The organism is Pseudoalteromonas ostreae (assembly GCF_018069805.1).
In the GTDB taxonomy this organism is placed as follows: domain Bacteria; phylum Pseudomonadota; class Gammaproteobacteria; order Enterobacterales; family Alteromonadaceae; genus Pseudoalteromonas; species Pseudoalteromonas ostreae.
This window is the reverse complement of sequence record NZ_JAGPYN010000008.1, coordinates 134,462-150,762: the sequence shown is the minus strand read 5'-3', so window position 1 is coordinate 150,762 and position 16,301 is coordinate 134,462. Positions and strand designations below refer to the sequence as shown.

The 16,301-nt window shown below is 40.8% G+C and carries 13 protein-coding genes and 1 pseudogene; 5 read left to right on the top strand and 9 right to left on the bottom strand.

The window, feature by feature from the left end:
* Positions 1-20: 20 nt before the first annotated feature.
* From J7338_RS08600 to J7338_RS08585, 4 genes are all read right to left on the bottom strand, one after another.
* Positions 21-2,945 carry a ligand-binding sensor domain-containing diguanylate cyclase gene (locus J7338_RS08600; RefSeq protein ID WP_210796678.1) on the bottom strand — a complete coding sequence of 975 codons (2,925 nt, stop codon included), beginning with the start codon at positions 2,943-2,945 and terminating at the stop codon, positions 21-23.
* A 175-nt stretch (positions 2,946-3,120) separates the two neighbouring features.
* Positions 3,121-3,756: a CatA-like O-acetyltransferase gene (locus tag J7338_RS08595; protein ID WP_210796676.1), complete on the bottom strand. Its 636-nt coding sequence runs from the start codon at positions 3,754-3,756 to the stop codon at positions 3,121-3,123.
* Between the two features lie 93 nt (positions 3,757-3,849).
* A complete protein-coding gene (locus J7338_RS08590; protein WP_210796675.1) occupies positions 3,850-4,890 on the bottom strand; it encodes a Leu/Phe/Val dehydrogenase in 1,041 nt (346 codons plus the stop codon).
* Between the two features lie 402 nt (positions 4,891-5,292).
* On the bottom strand, positions 5,293-6,819 hold the full coding sequence (locus tag J7338_RS08585; protein ID WP_210796673.1) for a fumarate hydratase: 1,527 nt from the start codon (positions 6,817-6,819) through the stop codon (positions 5,293-5,295).
* 174 nt (positions 6,820-6,993) lie between these two features.
* On the opposite strand from J7338_RS08585, the gene pabB reads away from it, so the two are divergent.
* The 3 genes from pabB to J7338_RS08570 all read left to right on the top strand — a co-directional run bounded on the left by pabB (position 6,994) and on the right by J7338_RS08570 (position 10,405).
* On the top strand, positions 6,994-8,340 hold the full coding sequence (gene pabB / locus J7338_RS08580; RefSeq protein WP_210796671.1) for an aminodeoxychorismate synthase component I: 1,347 nt from the start codon (positions 6,994-6,996) through the stop codon (positions 8,338-8,340).
* 4 nt (positions 8,341-8,344) lie between these two features.
* Positions 8,345-8,929: a CoA pyrophosphatase gene (locus J7338_RS08575; protein WP_210796669.1), complete on the top strand. Its 585-nt coding sequence runs from the start codon at positions 8,345-8,347 to the stop codon at positions 8,927-8,929.
* 99 nt (positions 8,930-9,028) lie between these two features.
* The gene (locus tag J7338_RS08570; RefSeq protein ID WP_210796668.1) at positions 9,029-10,405 is read left to right on the top strand and encodes an L-serine ammonia-lyase; all 1,377 of its coding nucleotides are present in this window, start codon (positions 9,029-9,031) and stop codon (positions 10,403-10,405) included.
* Between the two features lie 247 nt (positions 10,406-10,652).
* On the opposite strand, the gene J7338_RS08565 is transcribed toward J7338_RS08570, so the two are convergent.
* The gene (locus J7338_RS08565; RefSeq protein ID WP_210796666.1) at positions 10,653-11,492 is read right to left on the bottom strand and encodes an isopenicillin N synthase family dioxygenase; all 840 of its coding nucleotides are present in this window, start codon (positions 11,490-11,492) and stop codon (positions 10,653-10,655) included.
* A gap of 167 nt (positions 11,493-11,659) precedes the next feature.
* On the opposite strand from J7338_RS08565, the pseudogene J7338_RS08560 reads away from it, so the two are divergent.
* Positions 11,660-12,013: pseudogene (locus J7338_RS08560) on the top strand (OsmC family protein); the annotation flags it as partial.
* Positions 12,014-12,224: 211 nt separating this feature from the next.
* Here J7338_RS08560 and J7338_RS08555 read toward each other — a convergent pair.
* A complete protein-coding gene (locus tag J7338_RS08555) occupies positions 12,225-12,950 on the bottom strand; it encodes an alpha/beta hydrolase (RefSeq protein ID WP_210796664.1) in 726 nt (241 codons plus the stop codon).
* Between the two features lie 176 nt (positions 12,951-13,126).
* Between J7338_RS08555 and J7338_RS08550 the strand changes: the two genes are divergently transcribed.
* On the top strand, positions 13,127-13,450 hold the full coding sequence (locus J7338_RS08550; RefSeq protein ID WP_182717963.1) for a hypothetical protein: 324 nt from the start codon (positions 13,127-13,129) through the stop codon (positions 13,448-13,450).
* Between the two features lie 30 nt (positions 13,451-13,480).
* Here J7338_RS08550 and J7338_RS08545 read toward each other — a convergent pair whose 3' ends face one another.
* From J7338_RS08545 to aspS, 3 genes are all read right to left on the bottom strand, one after another.
* Entirely contained in the window at positions 13,481-14,071 is a 591-nt protein-coding gene (locus J7338_RS08545) for a pentapeptide repeat-containing protein (RefSeq protein WP_210796662.1), read from the bottom strand.
* Positions 14,064-14,291 (bottom strand): hypothetical protein, encoded by a 228-nt coding sequence (locus J7338_RS08540; protein WP_149982948.1) that lies wholly within the window; start codon positions 14,289-14,291, stop codon positions 14,064-14,066. Before J7338_RS08540 ends, J7338_RS08545 begins: the two co-directional genes overlap by 8 nt.
* Positions 14,292-14,404: 113 nt before the next feature.
* The gene (aspS, locus tag J7338_RS08535; RefSeq protein WP_210796661.1) at positions 14,405-16,183 is read right to left on the bottom strand and encodes an aspartate--tRNA ligase; all 1,779 of its coding nucleotides are present in this window, start codon (positions 16,181-16,183) and stop codon (positions 14,405-14,407) included.
* Positions 16,184-16,301: the final 118 nt, after the last annotated feature.

Sequence of the window (16,301 nt, the reverse complement as noted above, 5' to 3'; positions counted from 1 at the left end):
TAATAATTGCGAAAAATATGTTAAAGATCCAAGTGGTCACCACTAAGCGCATCTGAAAATGTTACTTCGACCCTATTTCGGCCATTATTTTTTGCTTTATATAATGCCTGATCTGCTTGCGCTAGTAATCTATCATAATCATTGGCGCTTAATGAGTCCGCGATACCAAAGCTAACTGTTACAGTTAATCCACTAGCAATATTTGAGAAATCATAGTTTGCAATTTTCCCCCGTAGCTCTTCACATAATTGCGCGGCTTGTTGTGCGGTTTTGTTAGGGAATAGTAATGTAAACTCTTCGCCTCCCCAGCGAGCAACTTGACTATCATCACTCTCATTGAGCTCTCCTAGTATATGAGCAACTACGCAAATTACTCGGTCGCCAACAATATGTGACCACCCGTCATTAATGCGCTTAAAATGATCAATATCCATAATCGCAATAGCCAGAGGTGAATCATGTTGCTTAAAGTCGGCAAAATTATCCGCGAGCCAACAATCAAAGGCACGACGATTTGGCAAATCAGTTAGTTGATCATGGGTTGCTTGATGAGAAAAGGCATCTGTTTGTAGTTGCAGATCATTAGTTTGTTGCTCAACCCGCTTGATCAGCTCGGTTTCTATTTTTTTATAATGATAAAGTCGGTATCTATAAAGCCCGTAAACCAATGCTAATAAACCGATAAAAACCATGATTTTAAAAGTAGTTTTTTGCCAGAAATATGACTGGATCACAAACGTTAAGGTTTTATCATTATCTTGCCATTGCCCATTAGGGTAGCCAGAACGTACTTTGAACGTGTACTTGCCCGCTGGTAAGTTAGTATATTCTGTAATACTGAGTTGATTACGGTTAACCCATACATTGTTATAGCCTGTCAATTGGGTCTGGTAATTCAGCCGATGGGGCATAATAAAACTTAAGCCCGCATAATGAAAAGAAAGCCGTGAAACCCCCAACGGTAAAATAATTTCTTCACCTTGCTGCACCAAGGGTGTCATTTTGCCATCTACATACATGGCCTCAATAATTGTCGGTAATGTCTTCTTTGTAGCTTGTTTTAAACGTTCGGGGACGATAGTACTTGCTCCTTGCGCTGTGGCAATCCAAATACTGCCATCTTTGTGCAGCACCGCAGCAGGATTAGACCCGCCATTAGCCTGGGCGCTAAGCATGCCGTCTCCTTCATCATATAGCTGATACTGGATTGGCAACGCATTATTTTGTGCTAACTGGGCGAGCCGCTGTTTGACTTGCTGTTGATTAACTTGGATCACACCACGATTACTCGATAACCAAAATGAATCTCCCTGTGCCACTATTTGAAATAACTTATCAACTGGCAAGCCTTGTTCACGCCCAAGAATACTCATCTCTCCGGTTGGGATATGACACCGGACAAGACCACGATCTGTCGCCATCCAGATATATTCAGATTCAGCATAAAAACCAAAAGCATATTCAGCATCAAAATGGGCTGGAAATACTTTAGCCGTAAACTTTTCTAAACTTGGGCTAAAAAATGCGACCCCAACGCCGGTTCCAATCCATACATTGCCATAATTGTCTTCGCTAAGGGCTATAATAAAATCACCAGGTAAACCATCTACACTTGAAAACTGCTTCAGTGATCCATCCACATCTATTCGTGTCAACCCTGCTGCGGTTCCTACCCATAAGCGCCCTGCACTATCAAATAATAACGCCCTGACCTCATTGCTGGCTAAGCCATTTTTACGATCTAGAACAGGATAAGCTTGACCATTGATAATTCTCATCAAACCTGAGGTATAAGTCCCGAGCCAAATATGTCCTTGCGCATCCTCAGCTAAACTTAAAACCGATAACGGATCATTCCCATAAGCAGCAGGGAATGTGTTTACTTTATTATCTTCAATGCGGTTTAAACCTAGGCTGCCGCCTACCCATAAGCTACCATCTGAATGAGACAACACGGTACGAACATAGTCCCCTGTTAAACCGCGTTTTGTGGTCCAAGTTGAAAAAGCAGCTTCACGCAATCGGTACAAACCACCATTTGTGCCAACCCAAATACTATTTTCACGATCTTGTAATAACGATAAAATCCGATTGGCTGGTAAACCAGCGTCAGCATCAAGTTGTTCAAGTCCTAACGAGCTTAATCGAAACACCCCTTTATTAATCGTACCAAACCAAAGATCATCATGATCATCTTGTAAAATACTTGAGATAGCCTCATCTTTAAGCTGAGCATGAATACTGACAAAACGGTTGTTTACCTGCTTCCATGCGCCTTGTTCACTGCCTACAATGAGTTCACCTTGGCGGGTCAAATATAAGGTGTATATTGGACTTTGTGGTAAACCAGAATCAGGAGTAATTAATCGCGCTGTTTTATTATTAATTTGATACAAGCCATTGCTGGTTGCAACCCAGATCATACCTGCTTTGTCTTCTATTAGGCGATAAGCACTGAGGTTTTCTAAAATCGCCGTGTCCGGTGCACTATCAAACTCGCGGTATACAACGCCTTGGCCCTCAAGAGCTAACCAAGTTTCATCGGAAGGTGTTTTTAATACGTGATTTACCATCGCAGTCGCATTGGGCTTAGCTTGCCATTGCCCATGATATAGATGACTGATCCCACCACGATCACCCACTATATATAAGCCACCATCAGCTTGTGGGGCTAAACTACGCAAACCTGAATCTGGTAAACCAGTTATTTCCGTGCGTGTAAATAATTTAAACTCACGGCCATTAAATCGAGCTAACCCTTCCCATGTGGCAATCCATACATAGCCGTCATTGGTTTGCACCACACTATTGATACTATTATGAGGCAAACCAGAACGCGTATTCCAAGTTTCAGCAAAATAGTCATTCAACGGTAAGCGAGTTGGCTCAGCAGCAAAGCTGCTAAAAACAACAAAAATGAAAAAGCAAAGACCTAAACGAATCATTAAACTAAACGCCTTTGTAATTATGGCGAGCTAACAACTTAGCATTAACATAAATCAAATAGATAATGATTTACTCGTAGTTAACTATCATTATATTTCCCTGCACAGGATTTATACTAACATAGTCTTAGTTTTATTTTCATTAACTAAATAATACACTTTGTTTACGCCTAAACTAAACAGAAAAATCATCGATACTGCGTTGCAGTTGTTCAATAAACTTAGCTACATGTAAACCATCCATTAATGCATGATGCACATCTATGGAGATCGGTATTTTCCCTGTTCTAGCATTAAACTGCCCAAACACTAATTTAGGAATACCGAAATGGTTACCTTGTGTATGCGCATGAGCAAAGCTTGTAAAATTCAACCAAGGTAAAACCGAAATATGGAACAAATCAGCTTGACCTTCGGTTTGCGCAAAAGCAGTTGAGAATAATGGCTGTTGCTTTGCAGCTAAGCTAACTTTATTTGCATGCACTTGAAAGTCGTTAAACGTAGCTTGTTGTGAAAAATAGCTAAACCGAAAGGTATCATCATCAGCAAGCTCTACAACACTGGCACGTTGAGCAGCTAGTTGCCAAGGTACACCGTCAATGATCCTCAGCAACATTGGTTGATAAGCATTGCTTGCCTGCAATGTCACATAAATATAGGCATGAAAAAAAGAGCATTGCTGTGATTTACAATACTGATACAACGCCCCCATATCTAATTGTGCACATATATTAAAATAAGGTTGTGTAAACTCTTTAAACAGTGAGAAATGTTGTTCGCGTGGCCATGTGGCTAAATCGATGGGCGTCATATCTTTAGAAAACTATACAAGTCAGGATGACCGTATCGTGAGGGATTTACTGAAAAATGTAAAGGCGTGCAATTGCACGCCTAAACGCGCTTATTATAAACCGTTTTTGATGATCTCTTGTGCGAGTTCGTCTGCGATCAAATGCGTTGATTTTTGCTCTTTCTCACTGCGCGAGAAAATTTCAGTTAAGGTTTTGAAAATCCCCTCAACATGTTTATTTGATGCCTCAGCACTGTAACCTTCTGGCGCTGTTTCATAATAAACATTAATAATACCACCTGCGTTAATCACATAATCTGGTGCGTATAAAATACCTTTTTCACGAATTATCTCACCGTGGCGAGACTCGGCTAATTGGTTATTTGCACAACCCGCAATAATTGTCGCTTTAATGCGTGGAATAGTTGCATCATTTACTGTTGCGCCAAGTGCACACGGTGCATATACATCGACATCAAGGTCGTATATTTCATCAATGCTCACAGCAGTTGCTGCAAAATCATTCACTACACGGTCAATCGCCACTTGGTTGATATCAGTTACAAACAAGGTCGCACCCGCTTCGTGTAAGTGTTTACATAAGCCATATGCAACAGCGCCTAAGCCTTGTACTGCCACTTTTATGCCACTCAAGTCTTGATGACCGCGTTGATGTTGTAAAGCCGCTTTAATTCCTAAAAATGTGCCATAGGCAGTAAATGGTGATGGGTTACCACTTTTACCTTCAAGGCCTAATACATAGTTAGTTTCTTTATTCATGATAGCCACATCATCACAGGTGATGTTTACATCTTCAGCTGAATAATAGCTGCCATTTAAACGCTCTAATTGACGACCAAAGGCACGGAATAACTGTTCAGACTTAATTTCTTTGGCATTACCAATGATCACTGATTTACCACCACCAAATGGTAGGCGTGCTACCGCATTTTTGTAGGTCATACCCTTTGATAAACGAAGCGCATCTACAACAGCGTCGTCATCACTTGCGTAGTCCCACATTCTGCAACCACCAACAGCAGGGCCTAAATTAGTATTATGAACGGCAATAATTGCACGAAGGCCTGATTCTTTATCTGCACAAAAAACCACTTGTTCGTGGTTATCAAAATCAACTCGATTAAACACAGCCACTTTATCTTACTCCGAAATTTGTAACCCGTGAGAGGGTATGCACGCTGAAATTGCCGAGACTTTATCACTTCAAATTGCACCTTACCACTATATGAGATGATAAAACTAATCAAAATAACTAAACATCATAAACAAATGAAATAAAGCAAATAACCTGTAATTTTAATTCATTAAAATCAAAATATACGGAATATAAATGCAGAACAATTGAAAAATTACCACCGCAGCTTTACGTGAACGTAAAAGACAAGCTTGCTGTAAAGTAAATATTACAACCAGGATAACGATAATATATGTTTAAATAGAATGGATTATGTGAGGTTTTGGGAAATCATTGAAACTGGTCAGATCTGACTGGCGGTATTTAACATTTGCTAAATACCGCACAAAATCAGCGACGTGTTATTTTAACTTAGCGTCTAACTCTGCAATTTTAGCTTTCCAAATCGCAGGGCCTTGCGTATGCGCATTTGCGCCTTCGCTATCAACAGCAACAGTAACAGGCATATCTTCTACTTCAAACTCGTAGATAGCTTCCATACCTAAGTCTTCAAACGCCACTACACGCGCTTTCTTGATAGCTTTAGATACTAAGTATGCTGCACCACCCACTGCCATCAAATACACTGACTTATTGTTTTTGATCGATTCTACAGTGGCTGGACCACGCTCGGCTTTACCAATCATACCAATGATGCCTGTTTTCTCTAACATCATGTCGGTAAATTTATCCATACGGGTAGCCGTTGTAGGGCCTGCTGGTCCTACCGCTTCATCACGTACCGCGTCAACTGGGCCAACGTAGTAGATAAATTTATTCTCAAAATCAACGCCCTCTGGTAAACCTTCGCCTGAGTTGATCATATCTTGTAAACGTTTATGCGCTGCATCACGACCAGTTAATATAGTACCTGACAGTAACACTGTTTCGCCCATTTTCCATTCACGGGTATCTTCTTTAGTTAGCGTATTTAAGTCGACACGACGCGTGCCTTCACCAACTTCAAATGTGACTTCTGGCCAATCTTCAAGTTTTGGCGCTTTTAAATTCGCAGGGCCTGAGCCATCAAGGGTAAAGTGAACATGACGAGTTGCCGCACAATTTGGGATCATTACCACAGGTTTTGACGCTGCGTGAGTCGGCGCGGTTTTGATTTTCACATCAACCACCGTGGTTAAACCGCCAAGGCCTTGTGCACCAATGCCCAGTTTGTTTGCACGTTCAAAAATATCTAAACGTAATTTTTCTTCAGTGGTTTCGGCGCCACGTTCCATAAGCTCATGAATATCAACAGGATCCATTAATGATTCTTTTGCAAGCACCGCTGCTTTTTCAGCAGTACCACCAATACCTATACCCAGCATGCCCGGTGGACACCAACCAGCCCCCATAGTCGGTAAGGTTTTTTCAACCCATGCAGCTACGTCATCAGATGGATTTAGCATCACCATCTTAGTTTTGTTTTCTGAGCCGCCGCCTTTAGCTGCCACCATTACTTCAACTTCACCGCCTGCCACTAAATCAATGTGAACCACAGATGGCGTGTTGTCTTTGGTATTTTTACGGGTGCCAGCAGGATCGGCAACAATCGATGCACGTAAAGGGTTATCTGGGTTCAAGTAAGCACGACGCGTCCCTTCGTCAACCATTTGTTGTACAGTTAAATCTGTTTTATCCCATTTCACATCCATCCCTACTTTTACAAAGCAGGTGATAATACCGGTGTCTTGGCATAGTGGACGCTTGCCTTCAGCAGACATACGCGAGTTAATTAAAATTTGCGCAATGGCATCTTTCGCCGCTTTACTTTGCTCTTTGTTATAGGCTTTTTCGAGTGCTTGTACAAAATCAAGTGGGTGATAAAACGAAATATATTGCAGAGCATCTTCAATGCTATCAATAAAGTCTTGCTGACGAATTGTACTCATAGGGGTTCCTTAAGTTACCTTTACGTATTTATACACGTAACATAAATCAAACCGGTGACGGTGGTTTGCAAAGCCATAGGCAGCCTTTGTTATTCACTAAACGCTGCCAAAAAATTTTAACTTATGATACCCTCCCAGCCCGTTTCGAGCCAGTTTTTCAGGGTAAAAAAATAGATGATAAAACAACATAAAACCTGTATTCAATTAGACATTTCGCTCAACTGCGTAGAGGTTTTCGCCTATTTTGCTAATTTACCTTATGCTGTACTACTCGATTCCGCCAATAGCGAGCATGTAAATAGCCGTTATGATCTCATTGCGATAGCGCCTAGCCTGCGCCTTGAGGTTAAAAATAATCGCACCTATATTGATGACAAACTCATAACACAAGACTGCTTTAGCATTATCCAAAACGAGCTTGCCAAGCTTGATAATAGCAAAGCACAGCACGACTTGCCGTTTAGCGGTGGTTGGCTGGGTTATTTTGGTTACGATTTAGGTCGCGTAATTGAACACTTGCCAGAGCAAGCTATTGATGATATTGCCATGCCACAAATGGCAATTGGCTTATATCCAGACGCATTAATTTACGACAAACAACTCGGCCATTGGTTTTATATAGCGCAACCAAATATAAATAGGCAGGCCCTGTATCTTGACCCGTTAACAAGTCAAACGCCGGTTTACCCTGAGTTTGAAATAACGCGTGACTGGTCATCAAATATGAGCCTTGCTCAATACAGCGATAAATTTGCTAAAATCCAAGCTTACCTAAAAAGTGGTGATTGCTACCAAATTAACTTAGCACAACGCTTTACGGCGCAATATCTAGGCTCTCCATGGCAAGCTTACTGTACTTTGCGCGATGCCAACAAAGCGCCTTTTTCCAGTTTTATCAATCATCCTGATGGCGCTATTGTGTCTATTTCCCCAGAGCGATTTATCGCCATCAAACAAGGTCATATTGAAACTAAGCCCATCAAAGGCACCTTGCCGCGCTGCGCAAATGAACAAGAAGATGCCGCACAAGCCTCTCGCTTACAAAATTCAGCGAAAGATCGTGCCGAGAATGTAATGATTGTTGATTTACTGCGTAATGATTTAGGTAAAGTTGCAAAACCAGGTAGCGTACAAGTACCTTCGTTATTTGCAATCGAAAGCTTTCCAGCGGTGCATCATTTAGTCAGCACCGTAACAGCACAGTTAGCCGATGGTAAAACCGCAGTTGACCAGCTTAAAGCCGCCTTCCCTGGAGGTTCAATTACTGGCGCACCAAAAATACGTGCTATGGCAATTATTGAAGAATTAGAACCGCATCGTCGCAGTATTTACTGTGGCTCGGTTGGTTACTTAAGTGCTTGTGGCAATATGGATACCAGCATTACCATTCGCACCCTAGTCTGTCATAATCAGCATATTTATTGTTGGGCTGGCGGCGGGATTGTAGCTGACTCACAAGTTGATTTGGAATACCAAGAAACTTACGATAAAGTAAATAAAATTCTCCCCTTATTGAAGTGATAGTGTGAATACTCAGCAACTTTTAGCCCGTTTTCAGTTAAGTGCACCGATTAAACAAACCGAGCTAAGAAGTAGTAAATTGAGCGCATCGAAACGTGCAAGTGCGGTTATATTGCCGCTCATTGATATTGACCACCATGCACACATATTATTGTGTAAACGCCCTATTCACTTAAAGCATCACCCAGGGGAAATTTGCTTACCCGGTGGTAAGCATGAGCGAAACGATAAAACACTTCGTGATACCGCTTTGCGAGAGCTCAAAGAAGAGCTTAATATTTCTCTTCAACAAGTCACGATTAGCGGGAAACTCGCTAACTATTCGACTTTAACAGGCTTCACTATCACTCCTTATGTCGGGTTGCTTGCTCCGAATACTCACTGGCAAGCTGATCAAAATGAAGTATCAGCAAGTTTTTTAATCCCCGTAAGTAAGCTCATGGACGAAAATAATTGGCACCCCCTAGTATTTCAACGTTATAACAGAGTTATTACTTTACAAGGTTTTTCAACTCCTTACGGACTACTTTGGGGAGCCACTGCTAGCATTATAAAAAACTTTACAAAACAGCTCGCCATACCAGTTTAAATCTCTGTCGCAAATGGTTACAAGGGTACAATTACGCGTTATTATGTGCGACCGTTCAAAGACAGCAATCGTGCTGAGTAAAAGTAGAGTAAAGTTATTATGATCAGTGCATTCGATATGTTTAGTATTGGCATTGGCCCGTCATCATCACACACTGTCGGCCCAATGCGCGCATCGCGTTTATTCGTTAACGAACTACAACAACAAAACTTATTAACCGATGTTACCAGCGTTAAAGTTGAGCTATATGGTTCATTAGGCCAAACCGGCATTGGCCATGGGTCAGGAAAAGCCGTTATTTTAGGGCTTGCGGGCTACGATCCAGAAACCATTGATGCCGATTTAGTTGACGACATTCTCGCTAAAATTGAAAATGAACAAGTTATCTATTTAAATCAAGTCCATAAAGCGAAGTTCCCAAAACAAGGAGCGATCGTATTTCATCGTCGTAAAACCTTACCGAAACACTCAAATGCAATGGAGATCATTGCATACAAAGGTGACGAAAAACTCCACAGTAAAGTGTATTACTCAATTGGTGGCGGCTTTATTGTTACCGATGAAGAATTTGAAAAAGAAAAACAAGCAGCATTAGATATTCGCGAAGAAAACCCTGCCCCCTATCCTTTTGGCAGTGCCAAAGAATTACTTGAGATGTGTAAAGAGTCAGGTTTTAGCGTATCAAGCTTGATGATGAAAAACGAAAAAACGCTGCGCACTGAAGATGAAATCAAAGATGAATTATTCAATATTTGGCAAGTAATGAAAGCCTGTATTGAACGCGGCATGCGCACCGAAGGCATTTTGCCGGGTGGTTTAAAAGTAAAACGCCGTGCCCCTAGTTTGTATTTAAAGCTCAATATTGAAGTAAGTAACGATCCACTGCGAGCGATGGACTGGGTAGACTTATTTGCCCTTGCCGTTAACGAAGAAAACGCCGCCGGTGGCCGTGTAGTGACAGCACCAACTAATGGCGCTGCGGGTATTTTACCAGCAGTATTAATGTACTATCATACCTTTATTAAAGAAGTAGACCGCGATATTGCAACTCGCTATTTACTCACCGCCGCTGCAATTGGCATCTTATACAAAAAGAATGCATCAATTTCAGGCGCTGAAGTCGGTTGCCAAGGTGAAGTCGGTGTTGCCTGCTCTATGGCTGCTGGTGCGCTGACAGAAATTGTTGGTGGCAGCGTATTACATGTTGAAAATGCGGCCGAAATTGGCATGGAACATAACTTAGGCTTAACCTGCGATCCGGTCGGTGGCTTAGTACAAGTACCCTGCATCGAACGGAATGCAATGGGCGCTATCAAAGCGATTAACGCATCACGGTTAGCTATTCGTGGCAGTGGCGAGCAAAAAGTATCACTGGATAAAGTGATAAAAACCATGCTCGATACCGGTAATGATATGAAGACCAAATACAAAGAAACCGCTCGCGGCGGCTTAGCTGTAAATATAATTGAGTGCTAGGTTCTATACTCAGTAAAAAATCGTAATACTGTATCACCATTCATTTAAGCTTGTTTTGATTGAATTGGTGATACCAGCAAACCAATATAACCTGAACTCCGAATAATAACTCTCTTAACCAGAGTTCAGGTTACATCGCTCTTTTTGCTAGTATTTACAGCATCTGACAGTTACTTTATTAGTGTCTATCAACTGTTTCTATTCATTTCAAAAGAAAACTGAAAAAACTCTCATTGCTTGCGCTATATTATTTAACACCTAACTCACGTAGACGTTCTTGTAAATAACTGTCCGCAGTATAACGCGCTGATAACACCACATCTGGACGCGGGTGCAAAAATAATGGCAACGAAATACGTGATTTAGTTGACGCTTTACCTGTTGGGTTAATAACACGGTGAATAGTCGATGGAAAATAACCACCTGATGCTTCTTGCAGCATATCACCAATATTAATAATTAAACTACCAAAGTCACATGGCACATCTAACCAACCGCCATCTGTTTTTTGTACTTGCAAGCCTGGCTCATTTGAAGCAGGTAATACCGTTAATAAATTAATATCACCATGTGCAGCAGCACGAATAGCGCCAGGTTCTTCATCACCTGTCATCGGCGGGTAATGTAATATACGTAATAATGTTTGCTCTGAATCAGCAATCATATCTTTTAAATCAATTGAAAACTTAGCACGCACATCCGCTGGTGCTTCAGCTTGCACCCAGCTTAACAATGTCGCAGCAAATTCATTGGCTAAACGATAATATTCGCGAATATCTGCCTCTAACTGCGCTGGTACACGGCCTTTAGGATAAACATGAAAGTATTCTTTAATATCTTTAACTGTAAAGCCTTTTGCAACTTCTGATACCGAAGGCGGAAAGTAGCCATCTTGAGTGTCTTTAGAGAATAAGAATTCATGTTTTTGTTCAGAATTAAAAAAATCCTGCCAATTTTTATAAATTGATTCAACAAGAGACTGTGGAATTGGGTGGTTTTTTAATACACCAAAGCCCGTATTTCTAAGAGACTCAACAAATTGAGCGGCCGCATCGCTCGCTTTATAATCAACGGTAGGTAATTGCATGTTCGTATCCAATGAATTAAGTTGTTAAAAGCCTTTGCTAATCATAGCAGTTGCTCCATTGTAGCGCTTCGCGAGCATAATAAAACGGGCAAAAAAACATAAGGACTTATGTCCTCTTTAGCTGGATGAACGTTTATTACTTGATGCAAATCAAAATGTTGCTATTGTGGATAAAACGTTATGTGGATTTTGATAAAAGCCGCTACAGTGCCAAACTTAGCAGCGGCAATGTATTAGTTAAAGAGAAAGATCATGTCTTTACTCAGCATGTAAGTCGTAAAAACTTGCCACTTGAACACGTAAAGGTAGAACTGAACCACACCCGTGATTATCACGCCGATTGCGATAACTGCGAGCAAACCGACAAACTCGAAGCCATCACTCGTAAAATCCCCCTGGTGGGCGATTTAAGTGACGCTCAGCGCCAGCGCCTATTAGAAATTGCCGACAAATGCCCTGCGCACAAAATCCTGCATAATACCAATCGTGTTAAGTTACTGACCATTTATAGCGACAGATAAATACAGTGATAACAAGGCGTAAATTTTGACATGTAGTTGTTCTACTTGAAAAAATTATAACGCAGTTAGCGCTTTATTTAGCTCGCTAGAATGGTTAAATATTTAAGTCGATTGGTATAACAACCCACTGATTGTAAGTGAGCTGGTAAAATAACTATCAAGCGCGTATAGAGTGGCAACTTAATATGTTTACGCGCTAAGTTTTATTATTTTAGTTTACAACAAACGCTTTGATTTCTTTACTCATCCGATCTACTAACCACTTAGGTCCGCCATCATACATATCATTATGCCGTGAGTTCTCTATCGAAATCTGCGTAACCGGATACTGTGCTAATTCATCTTCATTGAGTAATACCTGATTATCCGCAGGGTAATCACTGCCACGAAGCGTTAAAACCCGAATGTTTTTATTGCGAGGTAACAACATACGTCGATGATCAAGCGTAATAATTTGACTCACTTGCTTAGGATAAATCGCCGCGTAAAGCGCGGCTATATCACCGCCATTAGAATGACCAAATAACGTTAACCGCGTAAAATCATACTCTGGGTAGCGAGAGCTCAACTCGGTCACTAAAAATTTTAGAGTGACCACACCACGATGCCAGTTTTCCATACGAGTGGCCATATAAGGTGGCGTGCGGTTGAGCGCAGCATCGCTGTCTAATTCATGGGCTACAGCAATGGTTAAATAGCCCTTAGCTGTAAATATATCAGCCGCAAACTGATAGTCAGTATGCGCAATACCGTATCCGGCACTAATAAATACCACAGGGCATTTTGTTTGTTGGCTACAATGCTCGTTTGAAATACTTATCGGGATCGCGCGGTCACGCGCTTTATCAACAATCATTTCGCTGTTTGTTGCGGAACTGGCGACGGTACTGACTATGAGAAAAAAGAAGCTCACAAGGTACTTAAAAGGTAGTGGCATTAATTTGCTCGACTTATTTTATTTAAATTATAAAGTACTTTAAGCCTTTGAATATTAATTGCAATAAAATTAGGTACCTGGTACAGCAGAAGAGTTTTAAAGAAAAAAATAATTATTATAAATTTATGCGATAATAGCCGCATTGTCCTAACGTCTATTTAGAAAAGAACCTATCCATGAAATCATACAACAGCATCGAACAGCGTATCGATATTTTACAAAGCAGAATTGAAGCGTATCAAGATGAAATCAAAACGCTAGAAACAGAGCCAAAAAATAATAACGAGCGTATTATTTTCAAATTTATCGAAACAGGCAGCACCGGCAAGACTAAAGATTTTGTGCGTGAATTAGGCATTAAATCACCACGCGATAGTTTGTATTCATCAGGTGATGTATCAAAACTCATCAAAGATGGCGCCAGTGATATTTCCCCTGCATTACTTGAAATTGCCCGCGCACTTGCCAGCGCACGAAATAAAAATGGCCCTGCCTGCTAATTAAGCATTAGATTAGCCGTGTCATAACGGCTAATCCACCAGCTCGATATCTAGTCCGCTAAGTAAGTTTAACGCTGCAAAGCGCTCAAACTTAGCCTGACTGACATTATTATTTTTAATATCAATATTAAAATGCATCGCACCGACAAAGTTTACTTTACTCAAGTTTGTTTGCTGAAACAGGCTATCTCTAAAATCAGTGTTACTAAAATCACTGGTAGCTAAATTAGCCTGTCTAAAATCAACATCCTTGGCAAAACAGTCAGTCATGATCAAGCCTTTTAACTGTAACTCATAAAACGAGCTATGACTAAGTTGGCAATTTTTAAAACTCACCGATGAAGTAAGTGCTAATTGTGGCCAATTTACCTGCGCCCATTGAATACTGTTGAGCTTACAATCAACAAAGCTGACTTCTTCTAACGAACTATAACCCCAACTTAAATCGCTTAAATTACAGTTAATAAATTCGCACTCAATAAAACGACAATTACTAAATTGACTATGACTAAAATCACATTCAATAAACTGACACTGTTCAAATTCAATGTCACTAAAGTGCTGCGCGCTGGCAACACATTTTGAAAATTGCTGATCGAAATAATCGAACTCTTTAAACACTCGAATGCTTAACCTCTAAATCGTTTTTCAAAGCAAGAACTGCGATATAGATCAACCCAAAAATAGGAATAATCGCTAATAGCCCACCAATTACAGCAACAATAACCGGTGTTGTTGTTTTTCTTTTACCAAGGCGATAACTTATCCACGTAAAAAATGGGATGCATACAATAAATATCAAAGCCAAGAACTCACCAAGCAAAGTTGCACTAATACTCATTTACTATCCTTAATATATTTTTATTAAACCATTTTGATTACACCATAAAAAAACCCTTAAGCCTACACTTAAGGGTTTTAAATCAATAGTAAGATTAAGTGCTAATTAATCACTTATTCTACTGATTTTTCAGCTTTTTCAACAACACTAATAGCAAGCTCTGTAAGCGAATCTGCATTTGCTTTACTTGGTGCGTTAGTTAACAAACACGACGCTTGGGTTGTTTTAGGGAAAGCAATCACGTCACGAATGTTATCAGTACCACACAGCAGCATTGCTAAACGGTCTAAACCAAACGCTAAACCAGCATGTGGTGGCGTACCGTATTTTAACGCTTCAAGTAAGAAACCAAACTTGTCTTGCTGCTCTTGTGCATCAATACCTAGGATTCTAAACGCTGCTTCTTGCATATCTGTATTATGAATACGTACCGAACCACCGCCTACTTCGTAGCCATTTAGTACCATATCGTATGCATCTGAAATAGCCGCTGCTGGGTTTGCTTCAAGTTCGCTTGCATTTACATCTTTTGGTGCTGTAAATGGGTGATGAACAGCATGCAATGTACCTTCGTCGTCTTCTTCAAACATTGGGAAGTCAACAACCCAAAGTGGAGCCCAGCTATTTAGATTAGTGATCTCTAAATCAAGGCCAATCTTAATACGTAGCGCGCCCATTGCTTCGTTTACTGTGTTGCGTTTATCAGCACCGAATAAAATGATGTCGCCAGTTTGTGCGTTAGTGCGTGCAAGAAGTTCGTTGATCACGTCTTCATTTAAGAACTTAGCGATTGGCGATTGCACGCCTTCAGCGCCTGCACCGCGGTCATTTACTTTCATCCACGCAAGCCCTTTCGCGCCGTAAATGCCGATGAATTTAGTGTAGTCATCTAGTTGCTTACGCGAAAGTGATGCACCGCCTGGTACAGTTAATACAGCAACACGGCCTTTTTCATCATTGGCAGGACCTGAAAAAACTTTAAACTCGACGTCTTTTACTAAATCGGCAACGTCAATTAATGTCATTGGGTTACGTAAATCTGGCTTATCAGAACCATATAGGCTCATTGCCTCAGCGTAAGGCATGATTGGGAACTCGCCTAAATCCACGTCTAGCAATTGCTGCCACATTTCGCGGATCATTTTTTCTGTGATACCACGTACCTGAGCAGAGCTCATGAACGAGGTCTCTATATCGATTTGAGTAAACTCAGGCTGACGGTCAGCACGTAAATCTTCATCACGGAAACATTTAACAATTTGGTAGTAACGGTCAAAACCCGACATCATCAACAATTGCTTGAACAACTGCGGAGACTGCGGTAATGCGTAAAAACTGCCTTTGTGAACACGGCTCGGTACTAAGTAATCGCGCGCTCCTTCTGGGGTAGCTTTTGTAAGTACTGGCGTTTCGATATCTAAGAAATTATTGTCATCTAAGAAACGACGCACAAAGCTGCTAGCTTTAGCGCGTAGTTTAATACGGTCACTCATTTCTAAACGACGAAGGTCTAAGTAACGGTATTTTAAGCGACGCTCTTCAGAGTTTACCTGATTAAAATCAAGTGGTAACGGCTCTGAACGGTTGATGATAGTAAGGCCTGTGCCTAAAATTTCAACTTCACCAGTTGCCATATCTTTGTTGATTTGGCTGTCAGGACGTGCGCGAACTACACCTTTTAATTGTACGCAAAATTCTTGACGTAATGTATTCGCGGTATCCATTAAGTCTTCAACTTCAGGATCAAATACAACTTGTACTAAACCTTCTCTATCGCGTAAATCGACAAAGATAAGTCCACCAAGGTCACGTCGTTTGTTGATCCAACCACATAGTTCAACTTCTTGATCTACGTGAGTTTTATTTAGCTGTCCGCAGTATATAGAGCGCATAGTTTTCCTGTCAGTGTAAAGACGAATAGCCGCTTCCCCTAAGAATTGCTGTTTTTGAGGGAGAATAAGCCACTATTTATAAATCATTTTAGGGAGAGCATTATACCCAAGTTACTTG

Excerpts from the sequence above, each read along its gene's own strand:
- J7338_RS08600 (WP_210796678.1), bottom strand. The coding sequence starts at position 2,945 with ATGATTCGTTTAGGTCTTTGCTTTTTCATTTTTGTTGTTTTTAGCAGC.
- J7338_RS08595 (WP_210796676.1), bottom strand. The coding sequence starts at position 3,756 with ATGACGCCCATCGATTTAGCCACATGGCCACGCGAACAACATTTCTCA.
- J7338_RS08585 (WP_210796673.1), bottom strand. The coding sequence starts at position 6,819 with ATGAGTACAATTCGTCAGCAAGACTTTATTGATAGCATTGAAGATGCT.
- pabB (WP_210796671.1), top strand. The coding sequence starts at position 6,994 with ATGATAAAACAACATAAAACCTGTATTCAATTAGACATTTCGCTCAAC.
- J7338_RS08570 (WP_210796668.1), top strand. The coding sequence starts at position 9,029 with ATGATCAGTGCATTCGATATGTTTAGTATTGGCATTGGCCCGTCATCA.
- J7338_RS08565 (WP_210796666.1), bottom strand. The coding sequence starts at position 11,492 with ATGCAATTACCTACCGTTGATTATAAAGCGAGCGATGCGGCCGCTCAA.
- J7338_RS08555 (WP_210796664.1), bottom strand. The coding sequence starts at position 12,950 with ATGCCACTACCTTTTAAGTACCTTGTGAGCTTCTTTTTTCTCATAGTC.
- J7338_RS08550 (WP_182717963.1), top strand. The coding sequence starts at position 13,127 with ATGAAATCATACAACAGCATCGAACAGCGTATCGATATTTTACAAAGC.
- J7338_RS08540 (WP_149982948.1), bottom strand. The coding sequence starts at position 14,291 with ATGAGTATTAGTGCAACTTTGCTTGGTGAGTTCTTGGCTTTGATATTT.
- aspS (WP_210796661.1), bottom strand. The coding sequence starts at position 16,183 with ATGCGCTCTATATACTGCGGACAGCTAAATAAAACTCACGTAGATCAA.